We start from the raw sequence: 18,722 nt of genomic DNA, 5'->3' as shown, positions 1-18,722 counted from the left end.
AATTGAATAAATGGAAAAAAAAATAGTGAACAAGGATGATTTTCTCTTCCCTCGCGGTCGCTACTACGGTCAAGTGAAGCCAGAAAACTTGGTTTTTAATGCAAATCTCCAGGAATTTGCCCAACGGGTAAGTTACATTTGCAACTTAGAAACAGGCGGAAAAGTGCCTCCAGGTGTAGCTTACGAACAAATAAGGGATCTGTGGAAACAGTTGAAACGCTCAAAAAAAGAGCTAGGAATTGGCGAAGATCCCTTTCAAGATGACCAGGGAGAGACTAAAGATTAAATGGGGTACGGGGCATTGGGAACTGATAAATCACAAATGACCAATGACCAATACAACTCTTAGAGAGGCTGCGCCCGAAGCGTAGCTATGCCGCAGGCTTTACGACTACGCTCAGTACAAGTGACCAATGACAAATGACCAATGACTACTTAGTAAGCATTGTCCAAATACCATCCCAGGACTCTGGAGGCGGCGTTTGTTGGTAATTACGCGCACGCTCTAGGTGGATATCAACAGCTTGGTCTTGGGGTTGGATAGATTTGGCGGCTTCAAAACAGGCGATCGCTTGTGAGAAGTTGCGCGATAAATAGGCATCGCGTCCAGTATGATAATGAAACAAAAACTCTTGAGTGTTGGCATCTAGGGGAGTAGTGCGATCGCCAATTAACTCGTAGATATTTACGGCCTGGTGTTTCCCTTTGACTCGGATTTTATCTAACTGGCGCACCCAAATGCGATCGCTGCACAATTGGTAAGTAAATTCGCTTAAAAGAATATCACAACCGTAATCTTTAGTTACCGCTTCCAGACGCGAACTTAAATTTACACCATCTCCAATTACGGTGTAATCCATTCGTTTGCGGGAACCAATATTACCCGAAACCACATCCCCAGAACTAATCCCAATGCCAATACGAATTTGCGGCTGCGCCTGGATAATTCGCCGTTGGTTAAATTCCTCTAAGCGGCGTCTCATATCTAACGCTGACTGCACAGCCCTCCAAGCATGATTCTCTGTCAATGGTAGCGGCGCACCAAATACCGCCATTAAGGCATCACCAATAAATTTATCGAGAGTGCCTTCGTGATTAAAAACCGCCTCTACCATCGTTTCAAAATACTGATTGAGCAGCAATACCACCTCAGCTGCACCGAGATTTTCCGTAAGTGTTGTGTAGCCACGGATATCAGAAAACAAGATAGTTACTTCCTTGCGTTCGCCTACCATTAAAGCATCTTCCCCTAGAGCCATAACTTGTTCAGCGACATGGGGCGTCAGGTAGCGGGACATGGTAGTTTTCATCCGTTTTTCCTGAGTAATGTCTTCTAAAACCACCAAACCACCGCGCACACCGCCTTCTGGGTTAGTCAAGGGATTAACAGTAAGATTGATATTGCGCTCTAATGTTTGTACTTGATTAGAAGTGAGAAACTCAGATTTGGGAGTCAGAGGTTGATTCCAAGGAATAAAAAGATCGGGGTTGGTGCGATCGCGCACTGCTAAAATTGAGTGCTGAGTACTGAATGCTAAGTATTGAGTTTCACTTTTAACTCCTAACTCCTCACTCATAACTTGATGCATTCCCAGCATCAAACTTTGCTCTGGCACATAATGTTTAGCTCCAGTTTTTAGACTATCTTCTAGTCGCATTTGGAGATTTTCAATTGGGACAACTTCCCAAACTAGGCGACCAATCAAATTTTGTTCCCACAAAAGCTTGTTGTTTTTACTATTAGCGTCTCCTATCGGACAACCCAGCAACTCTAGGGCTGCATCATTAATCGTGACAATCTGTCCTGCCATATCTGTAGAAATCACGGCATCTGACAGACTTTGCAAAATATCTTTTTGATACTGTTTTTCTAACAGCACATTTTCAAACAGCCGAGCATTTTCTAAGGCAATTCCTGCCTGATTATTAAAAGCCCGCATAAACTCTTCATCAGAAGCAGTAAAACTGCTTTGTTGCTTATTAATTAATTGTGTAACGCCAATCAATTCATTTGCAGAATTAAACACTGGTAAACATAAGATATTGCGAGTTATATAACCAGTTTTTTTATCTGTAGTCGGGTCAAAGCGGGGGTCTTTATAAGCATCAGAAATATTTAAGGCTTCACCAGTGGAAGCTACATATCCAGCAATGCCACGGTTAGCAGGAATGCGAATTTCTATCAAGTTTGTGCCATCTGCTGCTGCTGCAACTTTCGTCCAGAGTTCGTTTAGCTCTTTACGATATAAAAACAGTGTGCTGCGGTCTGCTTGCATTAAAATTCGAGCTTGTTCCATGACTATCTGCAAAGTCGCTTCTAAATCTAAACTTTGCCCCAGTGTCTGAGTTGCCCGCAATAAAGCCGTTGCGCCTCTTTGATTGCGAGCCGCTACATAAAAAGATTGGCAGCTTTCTAGGATAATACCAATCGAAGCGGCAAAGTCTCGAAAACGTTCTTCATCATCATGATTAAACGGAACATTCCCGGTTTTATTAGCTAGTTGCACTACCGCTACAGTCTGGTTTTTGCTACTGATAACGGGCATACATAAAATATTACGGATTTTGTAGCCCATTTGTTTTTCAAGTTCTGGGCTAAATAGGGGATGAGTATAAGTTTCAGATATATTGAGATATTGGCCTGTACTAGCAACATGACCAGGGATACCTACTGTAATGGGAGTGCGAATTTCTAAGAATTTTTGGGTATTATCTTGAGGAACTTTTGACCACAGTTGACCTTTGTCGTAATCAACTAAAAAAATGGCTGTATGTTCTGCTTGGAGAATTTGACCAATTTTGAGTGTGATAGCTTCTAATACTTTCTCCAACATAGTTTCTAGAGCTTCATTATTGATTAGTTCAATAGCTCTCAGAAATTGTTGGAACTCAGCAGTTATAAAGTCGAGTAAGCAAACAAATTCATTAACAGATAAGTCTTTGACGCGACGCAGTAGGGCATGAGCGCGATTAACTTGAGTCAATTCAGTTAATGTAGCCAAGACGCTGCCAGAGTTAGGGAGTGTCACGTTGCTTCGCTCCGAATTAAAAATTCACGCATTCAAAATTAATAATCCCCATAAATAAATGGGCTTGTATCATGAGTCTGTTTTGGTCATCGGAATTTTAGATTTTAGATTTTGGGCATAGGGCGTTAGAGTGCTGTTAGCGATAGCGGGGCGTTTAGCCCGTGCTGAGTTAGGAGTTAAAAGTAGAGACGCGATTAATCGCGTCTGTACAAGAGTTAGGAGTTTTGTTTATCTTCCTCATCTCCCTCATGCCCCATGCCCCATACCCCAATACCCTATTTTGCCAACTGTTCAGAAAATATCACCTTTTGATAGTAATCTTGTAGCTGCCTGGTAGCAGCTGCCCAACCCCAACTTTCTGCTTCCTGGCGGGCATTTTGACGGATGATATCTCGCTGTTGTTTTTGTTCTAAGAGGCGAACAGTAGCAGCGATGGCTCCTTGAATATCTGCTGTTGGCTCAAAAAGATATCCATTTACCCCATCTGTCACAATATCAGGAATTCCCCCGGAACGGGCTGCTACCACGGGACAGCCAGCAGCCATCGCTTCTAGTAGCACTAAGCCTAGTGTTTCTGTGCGGGAAGGAAAGATGAAGGCATCAGCACTCGCAAAGGCAGAACCTAACTCTTGCCCTATAAGATAGCCAACAAAATAAGTGTTTGTGCCAGCAAAGTGTTTTTGCAATGCTTGACGGTGCGGCCCATCTCCAACCAATGCTAACCGTGCTTGGGGAATTGCTTCTAAGATTGGTTTGATGCGCTCAATTTCTTTTTCAGCCGAAAGTCGCCCAACGTAAAGTAATAATGGACTTTCTGGATGATTTTGTGATAGACGCGATCGCATCTCTACACTAGCTAAATCGGGGTGAAATAATTCTGTATCTACCCCACGCTGCCATAAATCTACACGTTCAATACCATGTGCTCTCAGTTCCTCTACCATTGCTGTGGAGGTACATAGATTCAAAGCAGCTTGATTATGAGCACCTTTGAGCAGTTCCCACAGAAAACCTTCCAGCATCCCCAAACCGTAATGCTGGAGATATTGGGGTAAATGGGTATGGTAAGACGCTACTAAGGGGATTTTGAGGATTTTGCTATAAAATATGCCAGATAAACCTAAAACTGCTGGATTTACGACATGAATAATATCTGGCTTGAACTCTTCCAAAGCGTACCCAATGGCTGGGCGGGGAAGTGCCATTTTTAATTCTGGATACAATGGCAGAGGAAAGCCAGTAACGCCGTAAACTTTAGCGCCTTTGTGTTCTGTGATGCCTCCATCAGGGGCAATCACCAGTACTTGATTACCACTGCGCTGGAGATGGTCAACAGTATGGCGCAGGCGCGTTACAATGCCGTCAACCTTGGGTAAAAAGGTTTCGGTAAATAGGGCAATTCTCATAAAAAACTATTCAGTCCAGGCAGATAATCTCAGCTTTGCTTGCGTTTCGGTATCAAACACAGAATAGACTCTCTCGCGTGGTGTAATCAACTCTGCACAGTCAGATTTAATGTTTTGCCGCTGTTTTTGTACAAAGTCCGAGATATCCTCAATGTTCACAATCCAATCTTTGGCGTAAGCAGCTAGTACTTCACCACGTAATCCTAACTGAATAGCGCGTCTTTCTAATTTTTTCCCGCTTGGGTGATGGTCTGGGTCCCATTGTAGGCGAACTTGGGATTGCTTCAATGCTCTTTGCCATGCACTTTTATCGGCATAAAGTTCTGGAACGTAGCTGGAATGAACAGCCGCCGCTAAAATTTCTTCAATTGCCGAACGCTTAATCCAAATAGCTAACACTACCTCTTGCCCATTTTTTGTACCCCATCCAGAACGATGCATCATCCAAAGGAAGTTAGGTTTTATCCAACTCATACGGTCAAAACCAAACTCACCACCAAAATAACCGTAAGTGGCGGCGAAGTTACCAATAGCTGGACGATACGCCTGATAAACAACAATTGAATGGTCGTCATATTGTGCTAATATATGACGACCATTTTCAGGCCAATTACTGACTTGAGTTAAATAAGGTTCTGTTATCAGCCGCACGCAGAGTTTATCCTAATTTCTGTGCCAAGAGACTTTAGGCAAAATTTGTTTGCGATCGACTCGCGTCTGATATTTGATAGCAAAGTTTAACAGAGAATCGAGGAGAGAATCAGAGAGCAAGTGAGGCTGTAAACCTAAATCGAGCAATTTAGTGTTTTTAGCATTGAAATAATGTTCTTCTTTTTCAACTCTGGGATTATCTAAATGATTGATTTCTACCTTCAATCCCATAGCGTTACCAGCTTTTTTCACCATCAATGCCAAGTCACCGACGCTAAATTGTTCGGTAAATTGGTTAAATACGCGGAATTCACCAGCTTCAGCAGGGTTAGCGATCGCTAATTCCACACATCTAACTGTATCCCGAATATCCAAAAATCCGCGAGTTTGTCCACCTTTACCGTAGACAGTTAACGGATGTCCAATTGCTGCTTGAATACAAAAGCGGTTCAGTGCAGTACCAAACACACCATCGTAATCCAGCCGATTAATCAATAGTTCGTCCATCCCCGTTTCTTCGGTTAAGACGCCATAAACTACACCCTGATTTAAATCAGTTGCCCGCAATCCCCAAATCCGGCAAGCAAAGTGGATGTTATGACTATCATGCACTTTGCTTAAATGGTACATTGAACCGGGCTGCTTGGGATAAGGTAGGGTATCCTTGCGTCCATTGTGTTCAATGGTGATATACCCTTCTTCGATATCAATATTGGGTGTACCATATTCGCCCATCGTCCCTAGCTTCACCAAATGACAGTCGGGGAAATCTTCCCGCATAGCGTACAGCAAGTTCAACGTCCCAACTACATTATTGACCTGGGTAACAACTGCATGTTCTCGGTCAATCATGGAAAATGGGGCCGAACGCTGTTCGCCAAAATGCACCAAAGCATTTGGCTGAAATTGCTGTAATGTTTTATGGAGAAACTCGTAATTCGTAATATCGCCGATGAACAAGTCAATCGATTTACCCGTCAAATCTTGCCAGCGCTGGAGACGTTGTTGAATTAGTGCGATCGGAGTGAGAGTTTCGACACCAAGTTCATTATCCCAATGCCGCCGCACCAAACTATCTAAAATTCCAACTTCATAACCTCGATTGGAAAGGTAAAGAGCAGTTGCCCAACCGCAATATCCATCACCACCAATAACCAGGACTTTCATCTTCACCAGTTTTTACTCGCTGATAGCTAAATCTATCAGGTTTCTGTACCCTCTCAATCATCATTCTGAAAGAGATGTGGATTTTGGGGAAAGTGGGGAGCAGGGGGGAAAATTCTTCTCCTCTGCACCATTCCCCCTGCCCGTCTGCCTCTTCTCAATACCCAATGCCCAATGTTTATCTTTCAAGATTTCGGAATGCGATACTGTTGGGCAATGTAATAAAAGAAACGATAGTAATTTTGAAATTCTTGGCTCTTGCTTCGTCCCTGCCAGTAGTATTTCACTTGACTCTGAGTTAGTGTTAGTGTCATTGAACCTAGTCGTCGATCGACTTCTACAACCAGCACCCCAGACACTCCTTGGGCAGTTTGAAAGTTGGGTTTTCTCTTTTTCACAGATTCTTGCTCTGTAACAATAGAATTTGGTAACTGCTGACTTGCCCACCCTCGAATTTCTACTGAGTTATCCTGTGGTGAAAAAAACGCAATTCCATCATCATTTGCTGGTGCTGCTAAAGAAGTCCAATTACTCGGATATGGAAATTCAAAGCCATAACGGGAGTTGCTATAAGTTTTCCAGGCGATCGCTCCAGCGTTAAAATCATTTGCAGTACAACCCCACAGCATGATTAACAGGGCAATGACTCCGCTAACGCTGGCAGCAAACCGATAAATTTTTCGCCCCAAACTAGAGATTTTATTAGCAGTAGCCATTTACATCACACATTTTGCCAAAGTCACTGATTTCATAGAAATACCAGAAACTCTGATATTGCACTATTCTCAATCAGCTAACAAGTAATCTGCCAGATCAATTTTAAGAGATTCGTAGTGAGCGATTTATCGCTCAATTTCAAGGGCTAGAGTCACTAGTAATGATGCCAACAAACCCAAATGTAAATAAAAGTAACGAAATAGACGTTAAAACGTTTTACTGTCTTGACAACTAATAAAAGAACCGATAACTTGATATACATACCCGGGTAAGACCGTTAAAGAGTTATATGCAAACGCAAACTAAGCAAAAGGTCACTTTGTATTTATCGCCAGAGTTGCACAGAAAACTGAAGATTCGTTCAGCAGTTGATTCCGAGCCAATGTCAGAACTTGCCGAACGTGCCCTTGGTTTTTACCTATCCAATCAAGAATTGGTTGATGAGTTACAAGATTCTTCTTATGGGCGGACTCATAGAGTCTATTCATGTCCAACTTGTGATAGCTCACTAGTCTTACGTGATGGGGAACTGGTTACTTTAGGCAATCAACCAGGAGTAGTTGGTCAAGAGCATCTTTCTCTTAACGAGATGGATGAAGATGAAACCAATCCCAAGAGTGAGGAAGAGTTAGTTCCTTGCTAACTTGCTAAATAGATATTCACAGATGCGGTTGTCTTTACCAGAAGCAATGTCTCTACTGTCTCTATAAGGTCTCAAGTAGGTCGAAGTATGAACGAAGAGCTCAAGATCCTAATTCAAGCTCAATACCCTTTAATCTACCTTGTTACCTCCGAGGAAGAGCGGGCCGAGCAAGCAATTTCCACTATCGCCCAGTTGTTAAAGCCCCAACGTCGGGTATTTGTTTGGACAGTAACACACGGGATTGTTGAGTACGGTCAACCCCGGAATGTTACCCAACATAATACCGTGTCTCCAGAAGCGGCGATTGAGTGGATTATCCGACAGAAAGAAGCTAGTATATTTATTCTTAAAGATTTACATCCCTTTATAGATGCGCCTGCAACTAACCGATCGCTGCGTGATGCGATCGCTAGTTTCAAAGGTATGCAAAAGAACATCGTTTTGATGTCTCCGATGCAACAAGTACCTATAGAACTGGAAAAAGAAGTTGTCGTTCTCGACTTTACATTGCCAGATATGGCTGAGTTGAATAAAGTCTTAACTCACCATATAGAGCAAAATCGCGGTCGGCGACTGACAACAGAAGCCAGAGAAAAACTTCTCAGAGCTGCTTTGGGTCTAACTAAAGATGAAGCGGAGAAAGTCTACCGTAAGGCACAGGTAACTAAAGAGCGTTTAACGGAAGATGAAGTAGACATAGTTTTATCTGAGAAAAAGCAACTAATTCGGCGCAATGGCATCTTAGAATACATTGAAGAAGATGAAACTATTGATGCTGTAGGTGGCTTAGAAGAGTTAAAAAGATGGCTCAAGCAACGCTCTAACGCTTTCACAGAAAGAGCGAGAGAGTACGGTTTGCCTCAACCAAAGGGGATGTTAATTCTAGGAGTTCCCGGTTGCGGTAAGTCATTGATTGCTAAAACTACTTCCCGGCTGTGGGGTTTACCACTGTTGCGGTTAGATATGGGGCGAGTCTACGACGGCTCAATGGTGGGACGAAGTGAGGCAAATCTGCGAAACGCCCTGAAAACAGCAGAATCTATTTCCCCAGCGATTTTGTTTATCGATGAATTAGATAAATCCTTTGCTGGTAGTGGAGGTTCATCTGATTCTGATGGGGGGACTTCAAGTAGAATCTTCGGCTCTTTCCTGACTTGGATGCAAGATAAGAAATCACCAGTGTTCGTGATGGCAACAGCCAACAGAGTAGAACGCTTACCTGGCGAGTTCTTGAGGAAAGGACGATTTGATGAAATTTTCTTTGTCGATCTGCCCACACCGGAAGAACGGCAGCAGATTTTCAATATTCATCTGACCAAGCGCCGTGAAGACATCTCTCGATTTGACCTTGAGCAACTAGCCAAGATGTCTGATGGCTTTTCTGGGGCAGAAATAGAGCAAGCGATCGTTGCGGCAATGTATGAAGCTTTTGCCCAAGATCGGGAGTTCACCCAACTAGATATTATTGCTGCACTGAAGGCAACATTGCCGCTGTCTCGAACGATGCAAGAACAAGTAACGGCTCTGAGAGATTGGGCCAGACAGCGCGCACGCCCCGCAGCATCCTCCGTAGCTGAATATCAGCGAATGGAGTTTTAAAAGCTTTCCTCTGCCATCCCAGGGGGAAAGGCTAGCAGAAGATGCTAGCAGTTATAAGAAAAGCCGCATCCTGTTAAGCGCGGCTTCGCCCAAAACAAACCGTTGTCGTTTTTCTCAATCTTCTCATTGGAGGAAACCCAAATGTCTCACTTTAGCACCCTGCGTACCAAAATCACCGATGCCGAAATCCTCAAGGCTTCCTTGCGCGACCTCGGTATCAGCGTAAAGACTGAAGCTGATGTCCGTGGTTATAACGGTCAGCGTGTCCGTTCTGACATCGTTGCCGTGTTGGAAGGCGAATATGACCTCGGCTGGTCTCGCAATGGCGATGGTTCTTTTGACCTAATCGCTGACCTGTGGGGCGTTGCTAAGAAGCACAACCAAACCGAGTTGATCAACTCAATCAACCAAAAGTATGCCGTTAACAAAACTTTGGCTGAAGTGAAACAGCGCGGTCTGCAAAACGCCAATGTGAAGTTGGTATTGCAATAACAATTTCTCTGCGCGTTCCCAAAGCTGCACGGGTTAACCATATAAATAGCGGTTAGCCCGCTTTTTTATCGGGACTGAGATTTATTTCTCAGTCCCGATTTTTTCGGCTTCATTTTTTTGTAAGCATTGGCGAAGTTTATGAGGTAAAGCATTCACAAATACTAGTGCATCTCTATAAAGTTGATAGATTTCATCAGACGTTTTTTCTAGAGAAAATGTACCAAAATCTTGATGAACTAATCTATTTCTTTCGCGTCCTATTTCAAGAAATGCTTTAATAGATGAACTCAGTTGCTCACTATTTTTAACCTCTTGTTTGATAAAATTTGAAAATATATCACCAAATAAACCAAAAAAACTATTTGCATTTGTATCTTTCCAATTGAAATACGTATGATATTGTCTACTTATAGCTTTATTATTCACAAAGGAAACTAAAAGCTCGTTTTTGTTAGATATTTCACCAATGTACTCGATAATATCATTAGTTATACGGTATTCAAAATAACTTGCTGCGGACAAGAGTAAAGCTTTCCTAAAATTTTCATCTACAGTATTTCGGAGTGATATTTCATTTCCTTGTTCAATATATTCTATTAAAGTTTTAAACTCTTTATATAGCCTATCAACACCTGTTTCTTCTAGCACTTTTCTACCCTTAAATATCTAAAATATCTTTAGCCCGTTTTAAACGAATTTCAACATTTGTCTTTTTTGTTGTGCCTTCTGAGGAAGCCTTTATAAACTGTCCATCGGTTTCTATTTGCCTAATTTTACTAATGTCTACAGGAGAATCTAAAAATTCATGGTGTAAAAATCTTGGTTTACATACTCCGGCAAAAACAGCTTCAAAAAGTGCTATATGAAAGCGTTTGTTACGTTTTCCAATAAATGGATCTTCAGGTAAAGATTCAAATTGCCTTAGAAATGATTTAAACAAGTTCTCAAGATAATCATTTTGAGCTTGAGTGTTTTTTCTACTCCTTCTTGAAAAATTATTTAAAAATTTTGGTAGTGAAGGGGCATAATCTTCTCCATCAATTAGCATGGCAAAACCTCGAAGTAAAAGCTCAACATCTTTCATATGAATATCTGGCTCATTCATTTGTAATAATTTTCGCCATCCTTCTTCCATATTTAGACGGTTAAGCATTTCGTAAAAAGGAGAATGATATAAGCTGGCTCTAATCTCTTGTGGATACAAATTAACACCACCCGAATTTAAACGATTAAATATTTCATATATTGAAGAACTATCATCTTTAGGGAAATTTTGCTTAACTATTACATTCCGAATAGGTCTAAGCTCAAACTGTGTTTTGTAGTCGCCTAAAGTGTAGTAATTAAGCCCTTTAAATTTATTAGGCTGTTCGGGGAGCTTTTGTGGAAGACTTAGATCAAACTTACTAAAATAATTATCATCACTCAATATTTTATCAGGAATAAAACCATCTTTTTCAAATATTATTCTTAGTTCAACACGTTTCTCCTTAAGGGGAAATCTACCTTTAATAAAATAGTATATAGACATTAATCGCTGTTGACCGTCAATAATTAAAAATTTATTTCTTGCTTCTTCATAGAGAAAAATTTGTGGAATTGGTAGACCTAAAATTATTGATTCAATCAGCTTAGATGCTCTGTTTATATCCCAAACATAATTTCTTTGAAATCCTGGGATTTTCACAGCACCAGATTCCATAAAATTGTAAATTGTTATTACATTAAAATCATTTGGTGTAGAGGTTAAATCATATTCATCAATTTGAAAATCATCTTCTTCGTCAGCATAATCATTAAACCAAATTTGTTCTTCATCAAAAGGATAGTTATTATCCATAAAAATAATTGTTGCTTTTACTATGCACTGATGGGTTACTAAGACATGATACTCTTATACCCTACACTTATAGCATCTTGCTTCATTCAGTGTCTTAGTTATCTAATACTTCAACTGCAATATTAGGACGATAAATAAAAACTTGGCGTTGTTTTCTATCAATTAACCAACCAAGCTGTGTGCCATTCTCTATATACTCTTGCATCTTGTCTTGCAAAACTTGTAAGCGATCGCTCTTAGAACACAATTCAATCACAAACTGGTGCATACTTATTTAGCAGTTTTGCTGGTATCGGATCACACCATTAGCCATCATCAACCCACCACTGGAACTAAACCCTACACCTATACGATCTTGATTGTTTCTGCTAATTTGCAAAAGTGCGATCGCATCGCCGGAGATCCACTTTTGCACCTATAGCTTAGACTTAAAAAAAGCTTAGTATCGATGAATCAAAGTCTAAGTGCTACTCCCAGCCTGGAAGAACACACTCATGAAAATCCTGTTGTTACCAAACAGCAGCTATTTGGGAAGCAACTAATTGTGCTTGTCTTGGAAATGCTTCTGGCATTACCTCTGGGTTTACTCCTCGCAAAGTTCCAAATTGGTAGGATTGCCTGGATATTTGGCGGAATTGCCGCGGGTACAGTGGTTCTCCAAGGGTGTCGAATTTTTTATCAATATTCTCCCCAACCTAATCGCACTGCTAGAAAAGTGGGAATGGCACTTGTCGGCTTAACTGTCGGTGCTTCCAATGCCCACGCTAATCTAGCGAGTGTTGCTTCCGGTATTCCTATATTTATTTTTCTTACCCTGTTTTTGCTGCTGAGTGGAGGCTGTATCGGTTACATTTACTCCCGCGCCAGCAAAACCAACCTATTTACAGCAATGCTGGCTACAGTTCCTGGTGGTGTAGGAATTATGGCTGCGATCGCAGCCGATTACAATAAAAATGTGAGCTTGGTTGCCTTAGTTCAGGCGATTCGCGTCACCTGTGTAGTTGTTCTAATTCCCTTCATCGCTAGGACATCAGTTGGTAATGATTATCCGCAAACACTTCCAATCAAAGCTGCTTGGCTCAATCTCGATCCGTCTCAACTAGAATTACTCTTGTTAGTACTGGTAATTACTGGATTAGTAGTTTATCCAGCTATATTATTTAAAATACCTGCTGGCGATTTCTTTGGTGCATTGTTGATTGGTATTGGGTTTAATCCTTTGCTACATTGGCTGCCTTTTGTAGGTGATATTAGCTTTAGTCCGCCGCCAATAATAAATTTATTGGGTCAAATGCTCCTGGGAATTACAATTGGTGAATATTGGGGAGACAAACCTAACTTGAGAAAGCGGACTGTTGCCTATGCCTTGATGTCTGTGGGGATGACTCTCGTAGCTGGAGCGATCGCTGCTATACTTGCAATGCAATTAACTTCTTGGGACTGGTTAACCTGTCTTTTAGTCACAGCGCCAGGAGGATCGGCAGAAATGATCTTGGTTTCCCTGGCATTAAATCATAATGTTGAAATTGTCACAACTGGTCATTTAGTACGACTAATCGCGATTAATAGTTCTCTACCGCTTTGGCTGTTTTTGTTTCGCCGTCTGGATAAGCAACTTTCTGAACCAGTTTAATTTTATGAAAAATAAAGGTCAAATCACCCAATTTTGCTCTATTGGAACTTTCCTTGCTCAAATCTAGGACTATCTAATCTATTTAGGAAAAACGAGTTTCTTCAATAAAGGAGATGCCATCAAAAATACCATCTTTAAAAATTTGGGTACTACGAACTCGGTGATTTTCATCAAGTAAAGTCATTGTTTCTATAAATCTAATCAGCACGTTATCTTGAGTTTTCGTTACCCGAAAGCAAATTGTGTCCTGACCAGCATCCCAAGCGATGGACGAAAAGTCAGAATAATTGCTAGAAAACAATTTCAGAATTCTATCTTCAAAGTATCCTTCAAAATTAAGCTGGAGGTGAGAGCCATCTGAATATTCATAATTGTTAACCTGTCGGTACTGGCTTCCCTCAATCAAGATGGTAAAACTACCGAAAAAGCTGCGGGAAAAATGTCCGCCTTTATCAGTTTTGATATACTCACCTTTCCAAGTGCCAATATGACGTGTAAAAATTTCTGGAACTTTCTCCAGATCGACAGATATCGCCGAGGTGATGGTATTTTCGCTCATTACAGGATCGTTACTCATTAATTTTAGATAAAAACTAATTTTACTTTAAGTTTCGCCTTGGCTAACGACGACCAATTTTCTGGCTCATTTCCCGACTGGTGCGTTGATATTCATGGACAATGGGTAATCTTTCCGTCTGATAATTTTCCAAAGCTTCGGCAATACTACCACTAGACTTGATATGTTGCGTTAAAGCCAAACCATCTTCCCAACCTGAAGTCATGCCTCTAGCGCGAGTCGGACTTTTGGCGTGAGCCGCGTCACCAATTAAAATAACGCGACCATCATACAATTGAGGCAGGGGATCGATGTCATAGGAATAACGACAGATAATATTTTCCACAGGAGTTGACTCAATTACATTTCGTGCATCCTCTGGGAGTTTGGCTAATTCTTCGGGAGGAATAGATATATCAGTCGGTTGTAGTGCGCCTATTTCAGAACCCGTTTGCTCTTTTTCTATAAAGAAACCCCAATGAGTCAGATTTCCCCCAATATGAAAGAAATTTGCATAAATTCCCCGACCGCGTACATAAACAAAAAAGTTTCCTTCTGGACAGAAGCTATTATCTGTCACAATCCCTCGCCAAACTAGATCGCCTAAATAGCATAGTTTTACATTCGGAACCACAAACTGCCGAACCTTAGAAAGAATGCCATCAGCACCCACGATCAAATCCCCTTCCCAGTGACTTCCATCTTTAAAGTGTGCGATCGCACTATTCTTAGTCTGCGTTATCGAAGCTAATTGAGCGTTAAAATGAATATTATTAAGGGGTAAAGTATCAATAATTGCTTCTAAAATCGCTTTCCGGTGTACGAGCATTCCTGGTAATTCATCTTCAGCATAGGTGACGGTTTCTGAATTGATGAATCCACCTTTAAGGTTGCGAAACTCAAAGTATTTTACAGGATCGCCTGAGTTAATAATTTTTTGGCTGATTTGAGGATTTCCTTGATGAAGTGCTTGCATACCTGATTGGACAATAAGAATACCACATCCATCGGTACGAACTACGGGCGCTTTTTCAAACAAGTCAACTTGAAACCCTTCTTGAATAAGCAAACTGGCAAGATAAGCTCCTGATGTCCCTGCGCCGATAATACCTATCTTGCTGTTGGAAGAAACCATCTGTGACTCTCTTGATTTAATCTTGTTTAGATGATACTTGATTGAGATATTATCTTAAATAGTAAGCCAAAAAGTTGTTTATGAAGGGCGATGCCTGCGGTGGTCACTGAGCTTCTTGCCTTGAGTTTCGACTGCGCTCAACTACCGCGAAGCCGAAAGGTGTCGAAGTGCGGGCTACGCTTACGCTAATAATCAGCTGTATTTAACTGAAATTAAAAGGCTCCTTATAACAAGCTCAATAATACATCCAGTTAAAAGCAAATAAATTTCATATTTAATTGATATCTCATTTAAGCTGGCGGTTGTATCTTTTGAAATTCTTTAATTGCTTCGATATGGGCTTGATTTACCTTCGTATGCTCCTCTACTGCTTCTGAATATACATCTGTTGAAGGTTCTTCTATTAGTCTGTGCGCCAAATCTTGAAATTTCTGCGCGTGTTCGTGCATGGTTTTTCCATAGGCTTCGATACGTTCTTTTTGTTCGGGATCGATTTGGTCATCTGTTTCTAAACTCTTACCCAACTCTTGTATCTCTTTGCTATGCTCAATTGCTTTTTGAGCATGTTTTTGTGCTGCCTTTATAGTCTGCTTTGAAATTTCATGCATAATATTAATCCCAACTTTCGTCTTAAAAGAACTATAAAATACTCTAAAATAAAATTCCTCTACCCCTTTGCTTGTTTCAAGCAAATTTCGCCTCTCGATCTGAACAATCAAATAGATGTAAACCTAACCGTTGGGAAAGTTCTTCACACACCTTTACCCCCCGCACACTATTACCACGCACATCCAGCAGTGGCGAAAAAACTCCAATGCCCATCTTATTGGGTACAACGGCAATAATACCACCAGAAATACCGCTTTTCGCCGGAATCCCAATTTTATAAGCCCACTCACCTGCAAAGTTGTACATCCCGCAGGTATACATCACACTCAGAATATCTTTAATATAACGCTTATCTACCGCCTGTTCTTTGGTAATCGGGTTAATACCTCTGTTAGCCAGAGTAGCCGCCATCACTGCTAAGTCTTGACAATTCACCATCACAGCACACTGCTGGAAATAAAGATCCAGCGCCTCTTCAATATTCCGGTCAATCATGCCAAAGTTGAGCATCAAATGCGCCATTGCACGGTTGCGATGTCCTGTACTTCGTTCTGAGGTAAAAACTGAAATGTCAACGAATACGTCGCGGCCAATATATCGGCGAAACATATCCAGCATCCGGTTGAGGCGTTCGGTGGGGCCGGAACCTTTGATTAAGCTAGTGGTGGCGATCGCACCTGCATTTACCATTGGATTATAAGGTCGCTTTGATTGCTCATCCAAAACAATCGCGTTGAATGCATCTCCCGTCGGTTCAACGCCAACTCTAGTTAAAACATAATCCAGTCCATGATCTTCTAAGGCAAGTCCATAAGCAAACACCTTAGAAATTGACTGAATGGTAAAAAGTTGCTCGTAGTCCCCAACTTTATAAACCTGACCGTCTACTGTCACAATGCAAATGCTGAACAAATCCGGGTTTGCCTTTGCCAGTTCGGGAATGTATTTCGCTACTGCACCCTCTTGCACACACTTGTACTGGGAATGTAACTCGTTGAGAACAGCTTTTAATGGCGATGGTTCTATTTCTATATCTCCTGGATGTGCTTGGTTTGTCATTAGGCTGATGGCATTTCCCAAAATACCTACTATATATAGAAGAGGTGCAGCTGTACATCCCTACAGTTACAAAGATTTTGTCAAAAACAGCTTGCTCTAAAAAATCATACTTGAGCAATTACTGAAGATAAACAAGATAAGATGTGATTTATGCTACATGCAACATCTGTTGTTTAAGCGATCGCAAAGTTTTCTTAATTTTTAAGTCATTAATCCTGAAAAATATTTCTTTGGGTATTGTCCTTTTTTTTATACTCAGCAATACGGTCATGTAAGGTTATATTTATCACTAGTATCAGTTTAGTCATGGAGAATAAAAGTAATGATTGATGTAAGTAGAAAAAACTTTGAAAAAAGATATCAGACTCAAACTAATTTGCATAATTTTTTAAGATGTAACTGAGATCGTGACTTATTCATAGTGAAATCTAAATATTTCATTAAATAAATGATTTTAGGTATTTATGCCGATGCCATTTAATTAAAGTTATATTACCTTCTTATAGGAAATAGCCAAAAACAATGTGATCTAGAATACACGAATAGTTGCGAGCCTTTAGAAGTGATGTGAATAGGGTATCGCTACTTTAGTGTGAAATAAGCGTAAAGTTTTTTTAAGAAATTTTTGACTTACACAAAAAAGCGTTACATAGCCGAAGTCCGCTTTTGAGAAAGGTTTCGACCTTCAAATTGGAATGGGAATTTGAGAAAGTGGCCCATAGTTACGCTAAAACCCTGATCCCCAAGCTAAAAGGTTCGTGTTAGTCTGTTGCAGTTATAAAGAACAAAGTGAAAACGGAACGAGTTCGAGTTTTTCAAAAGGGAAATCACTTTCATTAGCGATAAATCCCGCAAGTTATAAAACTTTAAGTTCTACAGTCGCTTTCAAAAACGGACGCATGAATCAAAGACATTTGTGGACTATTGTTGCCCTGTTTATGGCTGTTTTGGGAGTACCCTCAGTCGGTTGCACTCAAACCACCAAAGGAAATGCGCTAGCATCCCAAAAATCACCTGCCCCTGATGTGGTTAAGGTGGGAGAGTACCAATCAACAGCAGGGAAACAAACCTTGGATGCTGTGATTACAGAAATTCATCCTCACAACATTAAAGGACGTAAGGCGGCAACCCTTTTTATCAAAAATATACCTGTTCTCACCTTTTTGAGTTCTGTATCAAATACAAATCTTGAGACTAAAAAAGTTGGTGCAATTGGCAATACTGGGGGCGTACAAGGGTACGCCCTTATTGCTAGCAATTCATCAAATGCATTGAATACTGGGAACGCAACAGATGCGAGTAACCAGATTAGCTCCACTGACGATGACCCGGTTCAGATAGCTGGTGTAGTAGCAGCTAAGATCAACCAGTTGAATCGAGAAAACGTGGACGGGAGTAAAATTACCGTCAGTTGGAAAGCAGGGGAAAAATCTACTGCCAATCAAGCGCAAAACAAAAGCGTCCCTGCCCAGCAAAATGGCGATCGCTATGTAATTAAAATTAATGACGAAGAGTTGGTCGAAATCAGCGAAGGTACGCGATTAGCAGGTACTACCAACGATCTAGCGCAAGATGCATTGCAAGCAACCAATCGCTTGCGGAGACTACTAGGCAATGCATCTCCCCTAAAAGAGATTGCAAATTTACCAGTTCGTCAACAAATATCAATATCAAAACTGCCTCAACAGGTTGCCGTCGGAGTAGTGCGAGCCACCCTGAGAGGCATGGCTTCTTATTACGGCTATGACGGTTCTGGTAATCGCACTGCTAGCGGTCAGAGATTTAATCCCGAAGCAATGACTGCCGCTCATCGTAGTTTACCCTTTGGTACGCAAGTTCGTGTAACTAACACTCGCAACGGTCGTTCCGTAGTGTTGCGGATTAACGACCGAGGCCCATACATTCGGGGTCGAGTCATTGACGTGTCTGCCGGCGCGGCTCGAATTTTGGGAATGATGGGCAGTGGCGTAGCGCCAGTGCATATTGAGGTATTGGGGAAATAATTATTAGGCAATAGGGAATAGGCAATAGGGGTTTTTCTAATGCCCAATCCCCATTACCCCTTATCCCCAGAGGGGACCCCCGCCTTCCCCAATCCCAGTTCCGTATCACTTAATTCCCCTAGTTCAATCAATTCCCTCTATTTCGGATATAAACTAACGGGGGAGGGATCGATAAGAACTAGGGGT

Annotated in this window: 19 protein-coding genes; 7 read left to right on the top strand and 12 right to left on the bottom strand. The window is 41.2% G+C overall.

Annotated features, from left to right (window positions below; translation table 11 throughout):
* The first annotated feature begins 10 nt into the window (after positions 1 to 10).
* Positions 11 to 286: a DUF7219 family protein gene (locus ACR5KR_RS05655; RefSeq protein ID WP_445627405.1), complete on the top strand. Its 276-nt coding sequence runs from the start codon at positions 11 to 13 to the stop codon at positions 284 to 286.
* Between the two features lie 145 nt (positions 287 to 431).
* On the opposite strand, the gene ACR5KR_RS05650 is transcribed toward ACR5KR_RS05655, so the two are convergent.
* The 5 genes from ACR5KR_RS05650 to ACR5KR_RS05630 form a co-directional block, all read right to left on the bottom strand.
* The gene (locus ACR5KR_RS05650; protein WP_448265778.1) at positions 432 to 3,029 is read right to left on the bottom strand and encodes a GAF domain-containing protein; all 2,598 of its coding nucleotides are present in this window, start codon (positions 3,027 to 3,029) and stop codon (positions 432 to 434) included.
* A 275-nt stretch (positions 3,030 to 3,304) separates the two neighbouring features.
* Positions 3,305 to 4,435: a glycosyltransferase family 4 protein gene (locus tag ACR5KR_RS05645; protein ID WP_448265777.1), complete on the bottom strand. Its 1,131-nt coding sequence runs from the start codon at positions 4,433 to 4,435 to the stop codon at positions 3,305 to 3,307.
* Positions 4,436 to 4,441: 6 nt separating this feature from the next.
* The gene (locus tag ACR5KR_RS05640; RefSeq protein WP_448265776.1) at positions 4,442 to 5,086 is read right to left on the bottom strand and encodes a DUF4291 domain-containing protein; all 645 of its coding nucleotides are present in this window, start codon (positions 5,084 to 5,086) and stop codon (positions 4,442 to 4,444) included.
* A gap of 12 nt (positions 5,087 to 5,098) precedes the next feature.
* Positions 5,099 to 6,253 carry an NAD-dependent epimerase/dehydratase family protein gene (locus ACR5KR_RS05635; protein WP_334999430.1) on the bottom strand — a complete coding sequence of 385 codons (1,155 nt, stop codon included), beginning with the start codon at positions 6,251 to 6,253 and terminating at the stop codon, positions 5,099 to 5,101.
* Between the two features lie 182 nt (positions 6,254 to 6,435).
* Positions 6,436 to 6,966: a hypothetical protein gene (locus ACR5KR_RS05630; RefSeq protein ID WP_448265775.1), complete on the bottom strand. Its 531-nt coding sequence runs from the start codon at positions 6,964 to 6,966 to the stop codon at positions 6,436 to 6,438.
* 290 nt (positions 6,967 to 7,256) lie between these two features.
* On the opposite strand from ACR5KR_RS05630, the gene ACR5KR_RS05625 reads away from it, so the two are divergent.
* The 3 genes from ACR5KR_RS05625 to ACR5KR_RS05615 all read left to right on the top strand — a co-directional run bounded on the left by ACR5KR_RS05625 (position 7,257) and on the right by ACR5KR_RS05615 (position 9,701).
* On the top strand, positions 7,257 to 7,610 hold the full coding sequence (locus tag ACR5KR_RS05625) for a hypothetical protein (RefSeq protein WP_448265774.1): 354 nt from the start codon (positions 7,257 to 7,259) through the stop codon (positions 7,608 to 7,610).
* 87 nt (positions 7,611 to 7,697) lie between these two features.
* Positions 7,698 to 9,209 (top strand): stress-responsive protein Ycf46, encoded by a 1,512-nt coding sequence (gene ycf46 / locus ACR5KR_RS05620; protein WP_322671475.1) that lies wholly within the window; start codon positions 7,698 to 7,700, stop codon positions 9,207 to 9,209.
* Between the two features lie 141 nt (positions 9,210 to 9,350).
* A complete protein-coding gene (locus ACR5KR_RS05615) occupies positions 9,351 to 9,701 on the top strand; it encodes a DUF1257 domain-containing protein (RefSeq protein WP_094350625.1) in 351 nt (116 codons plus the stop codon).
* A gap of 81 nt (positions 9,702 to 9,782) precedes the next feature.
* Here ACR5KR_RS05615 and ACR5KR_RS05610 read toward each other — a convergent pair whose 3' ends face one another.
* The 3 genes from ACR5KR_RS05610 to ACR5KR_RS05600 all read right to left on the bottom strand — a co-directional run bounded on the left by ACR5KR_RS05610 (position 9,783) and on the right by ACR5KR_RS05600 (position 11,809).
* Positions 9,783 to 10,349: a HEPN domain-containing protein gene (locus ACR5KR_RS05610; protein ID WP_445627409.1), complete on the bottom strand. Its 567-nt coding sequence runs from the start codon at positions 10,347 to 10,349 to the stop codon at positions 9,783 to 9,785.
* Positions 10,350 to 10,359: 10 nt separating this feature from the next.
* Positions 10,360 to 11,541 (bottom strand): DUF262 domain-containing protein, encoded by a 1,182-nt coding sequence (locus tag ACR5KR_RS05605; RefSeq protein ID WP_448265773.1) that lies wholly within the window; start codon positions 11,539 to 11,541, stop codon positions 10,360 to 10,362.
* 94 nt (positions 11,542 to 11,635) lie between these two features.
* Positions 11,636 to 11,809, bottom strand: a complete 174-nt coding sequence (locus tag ACR5KR_RS05600; protein WP_448265772.1) for a Uma2 family endonuclease — start codon at positions 11,807 to 11,809, stop codon at positions 11,636 to 11,638.
* On the opposite strand from ACR5KR_RS05600, the gene ACR5KR_RS05595 reads away from it, so the two are divergent.
* Both ACR5KR_RS05595 and ACR5KR_RS05590 read left to right on the top strand, forming a co-directional pair.
* The gene (locus ACR5KR_RS05595) at positions 11,804 to 11,962 is read left to right on the top strand and encodes a hypothetical protein (RefSeq protein ID WP_448265771.1); all 159 of its coding nucleotides are present in this window, start codon (positions 11,804 to 11,806) and stop codon (positions 11,960 to 11,962) included. The genes ACR5KR_RS05600 and ACR5KR_RS05595 overlap by 6 nt on opposite strands.
* Before the next feature lie 27 nt (positions 11,963 to 11,989).
* On the top strand, positions 11,990 to 13,174 hold the full coding sequence (locus ACR5KR_RS05590) for an AbrB family transcriptional regulator (protein ID WP_445627412.1): 1,185 nt from the start codon (positions 11,990 to 11,992) through the stop codon (positions 13,172 to 13,174).
* 82 nt (positions 13,175 to 13,256) lie between these two features.
* On the opposite strand, the gene ACR5KR_RS05585 is transcribed toward ACR5KR_RS05590, so the two are convergent.
* The 4 genes from ACR5KR_RS05585 to glsA form a co-directional block, all read right to left on the bottom strand.
* A complete protein-coding gene (locus tag ACR5KR_RS05585) occupies positions 13,257 to 13,751 on the bottom strand; it encodes a hypothetical protein (protein WP_445627413.1) in 495 nt (164 codons plus the stop codon).
* 43 nt (positions 13,752 to 13,794) lie between these two features.
* Positions 13,795 to 14,865: an FAD-dependent monooxygenase gene (locus ACR5KR_RS05580; RefSeq protein ID WP_445627414.1), complete on the bottom strand. Its 1,071-nt coding sequence runs from the start codon at positions 14,863 to 14,865 to the stop codon at positions 13,795 to 13,797.
* A 290-nt stretch (positions 14,866 to 15,155) separates the two neighbouring features.
* Positions 15,156 to 15,557, bottom strand: a complete 402-nt coding sequence (locus tag ACR5KR_RS05575) for a hypothetical protein (protein WP_445627415.1) — start codon at positions 15,555 to 15,557, stop codon at positions 15,156 to 15,158.
* A complete protein-coding gene (gene glsA, locus ACR5KR_RS05570; RefSeq protein ID WP_445627416.1) occupies positions 15,550 to 16,533 on the bottom strand; it encodes a glutaminase A in 984 nt (327 codons plus the stop codon). Before glsA ends, ACR5KR_RS05575 begins: the two co-directional genes overlap by 8 nt.
* A gap of 899 nt (positions 16,534 to 17,432) precedes the next feature.
* Here glsA and ACR5KR_RS05565 point away from each other — a divergent pair.
* Positions 17,433 to 18,536, top strand: coding sequence for a septal ring lytic transglycosylase RlpA family protein (locus tag ACR5KR_RS05565; protein WP_445627417.1), 1,104 nt, complete (start codon positions 17,433 to 17,435; stop codon positions 18,534 to 18,536).
* The last annotated feature ends 186 nt before the right edge of the window (positions 18,537 to 18,722 follow it).

Source organism: Nostoc sp. DSM 114159 (genome assembly GCF_053470285.1).
This window is presented reverse-complemented; position numbering and strand designations above follow the sequence as displayed.

Coding starts and splice junctions, on each gene's coding strand:
- ACR5KR_RS05655 (WP_445627405.1), top strand. CDS start 11: ATGGAAAAAAAAATAGTGAACAAGGATGATTTTCTCTTCCCTCGCGGT.
- ACR5KR_RS05645 (WP_448265777.1), bottom strand. CDS start 4,435: ATGAGAATTGCCCTATTTACCGAAACCTTTTTACCCAAGGTTGACGGC.
- ACR5KR_RS05635 (WP_334999430.1), bottom strand. CDS start 6,253: ATGAAAGTCCTGGTTATTGGTGGTGATGGATATTGCGGTTGGGCAACT.
- ACR5KR_RS05630 (WP_448265775.1), bottom strand. CDS start 6,966: ATGGCTACTGCTAATAAAATCTCTAGTTTGGGGCGAAAAATTTATCGG.
- ACR5KR_RS05625 (WP_448265774.1), top strand. CDS start 7,257: ATGCAAACGCAAACTAAGCAAAAGGTCACTTTGTATTTATCGCCAGAG.
- ycf46 (WP_322671475.1), top strand. CDS start 7,698: ATGAACGAAGAGCTCAAGATCCTAATTCAAGCTCAATACCCTTTAATC.
- ACR5KR_RS05615 (WP_094350625.1), top strand. CDS start 9,351: ATGTCTCACTTTAGCACCCTGCGTACCAAAATCACCGATGCCGAAATC.
- ACR5KR_RS05605 (WP_448265773.1), bottom strand. CDS start 11,541: ATGGATAATAACTATCCTTTTGATGAAGAACAAATTTGGTTTAATGAT.
- ACR5KR_RS05600 (WP_448265772.1), bottom strand. CDS start 11,809: ATGCACCAGTTTGTGATTGAATTGTGTTCTAAGAGCGATCGCTTACAA.
- ACR5KR_RS05590 (WP_445627412.1), top strand. CDS start 11,990: ATGAATCAAAGTCTAAGTGCTACTCCCAGCCTGGAAGAACACACTCAT.
- ACR5KR_RS05585 (WP_445627413.1), bottom strand. CDS start 13,751: ATGAGTAACGATCCTGTAATGAGCGAAAATACCATCACCTCGGCGATA.
- ACR5KR_RS05580 (WP_445627414.1), bottom strand. CDS start 14,865: ATGGTTTCTTCCAACAGCAAGATAGGTATTATCGGCGCAGGGACATCA.
- glsA (WP_445627416.1), bottom strand. CDS start 16,533: ATGACAAACCAAGCACATCCAGGAGATATAGAAATAGAACCATCGCCA.
- ACR5KR_RS05565 (WP_445627417.1), top strand. CDS start 17,433: ATGAATCAAAGACATTTGTGGACTATTGTTGCCCTGTTTATGGCTGTT.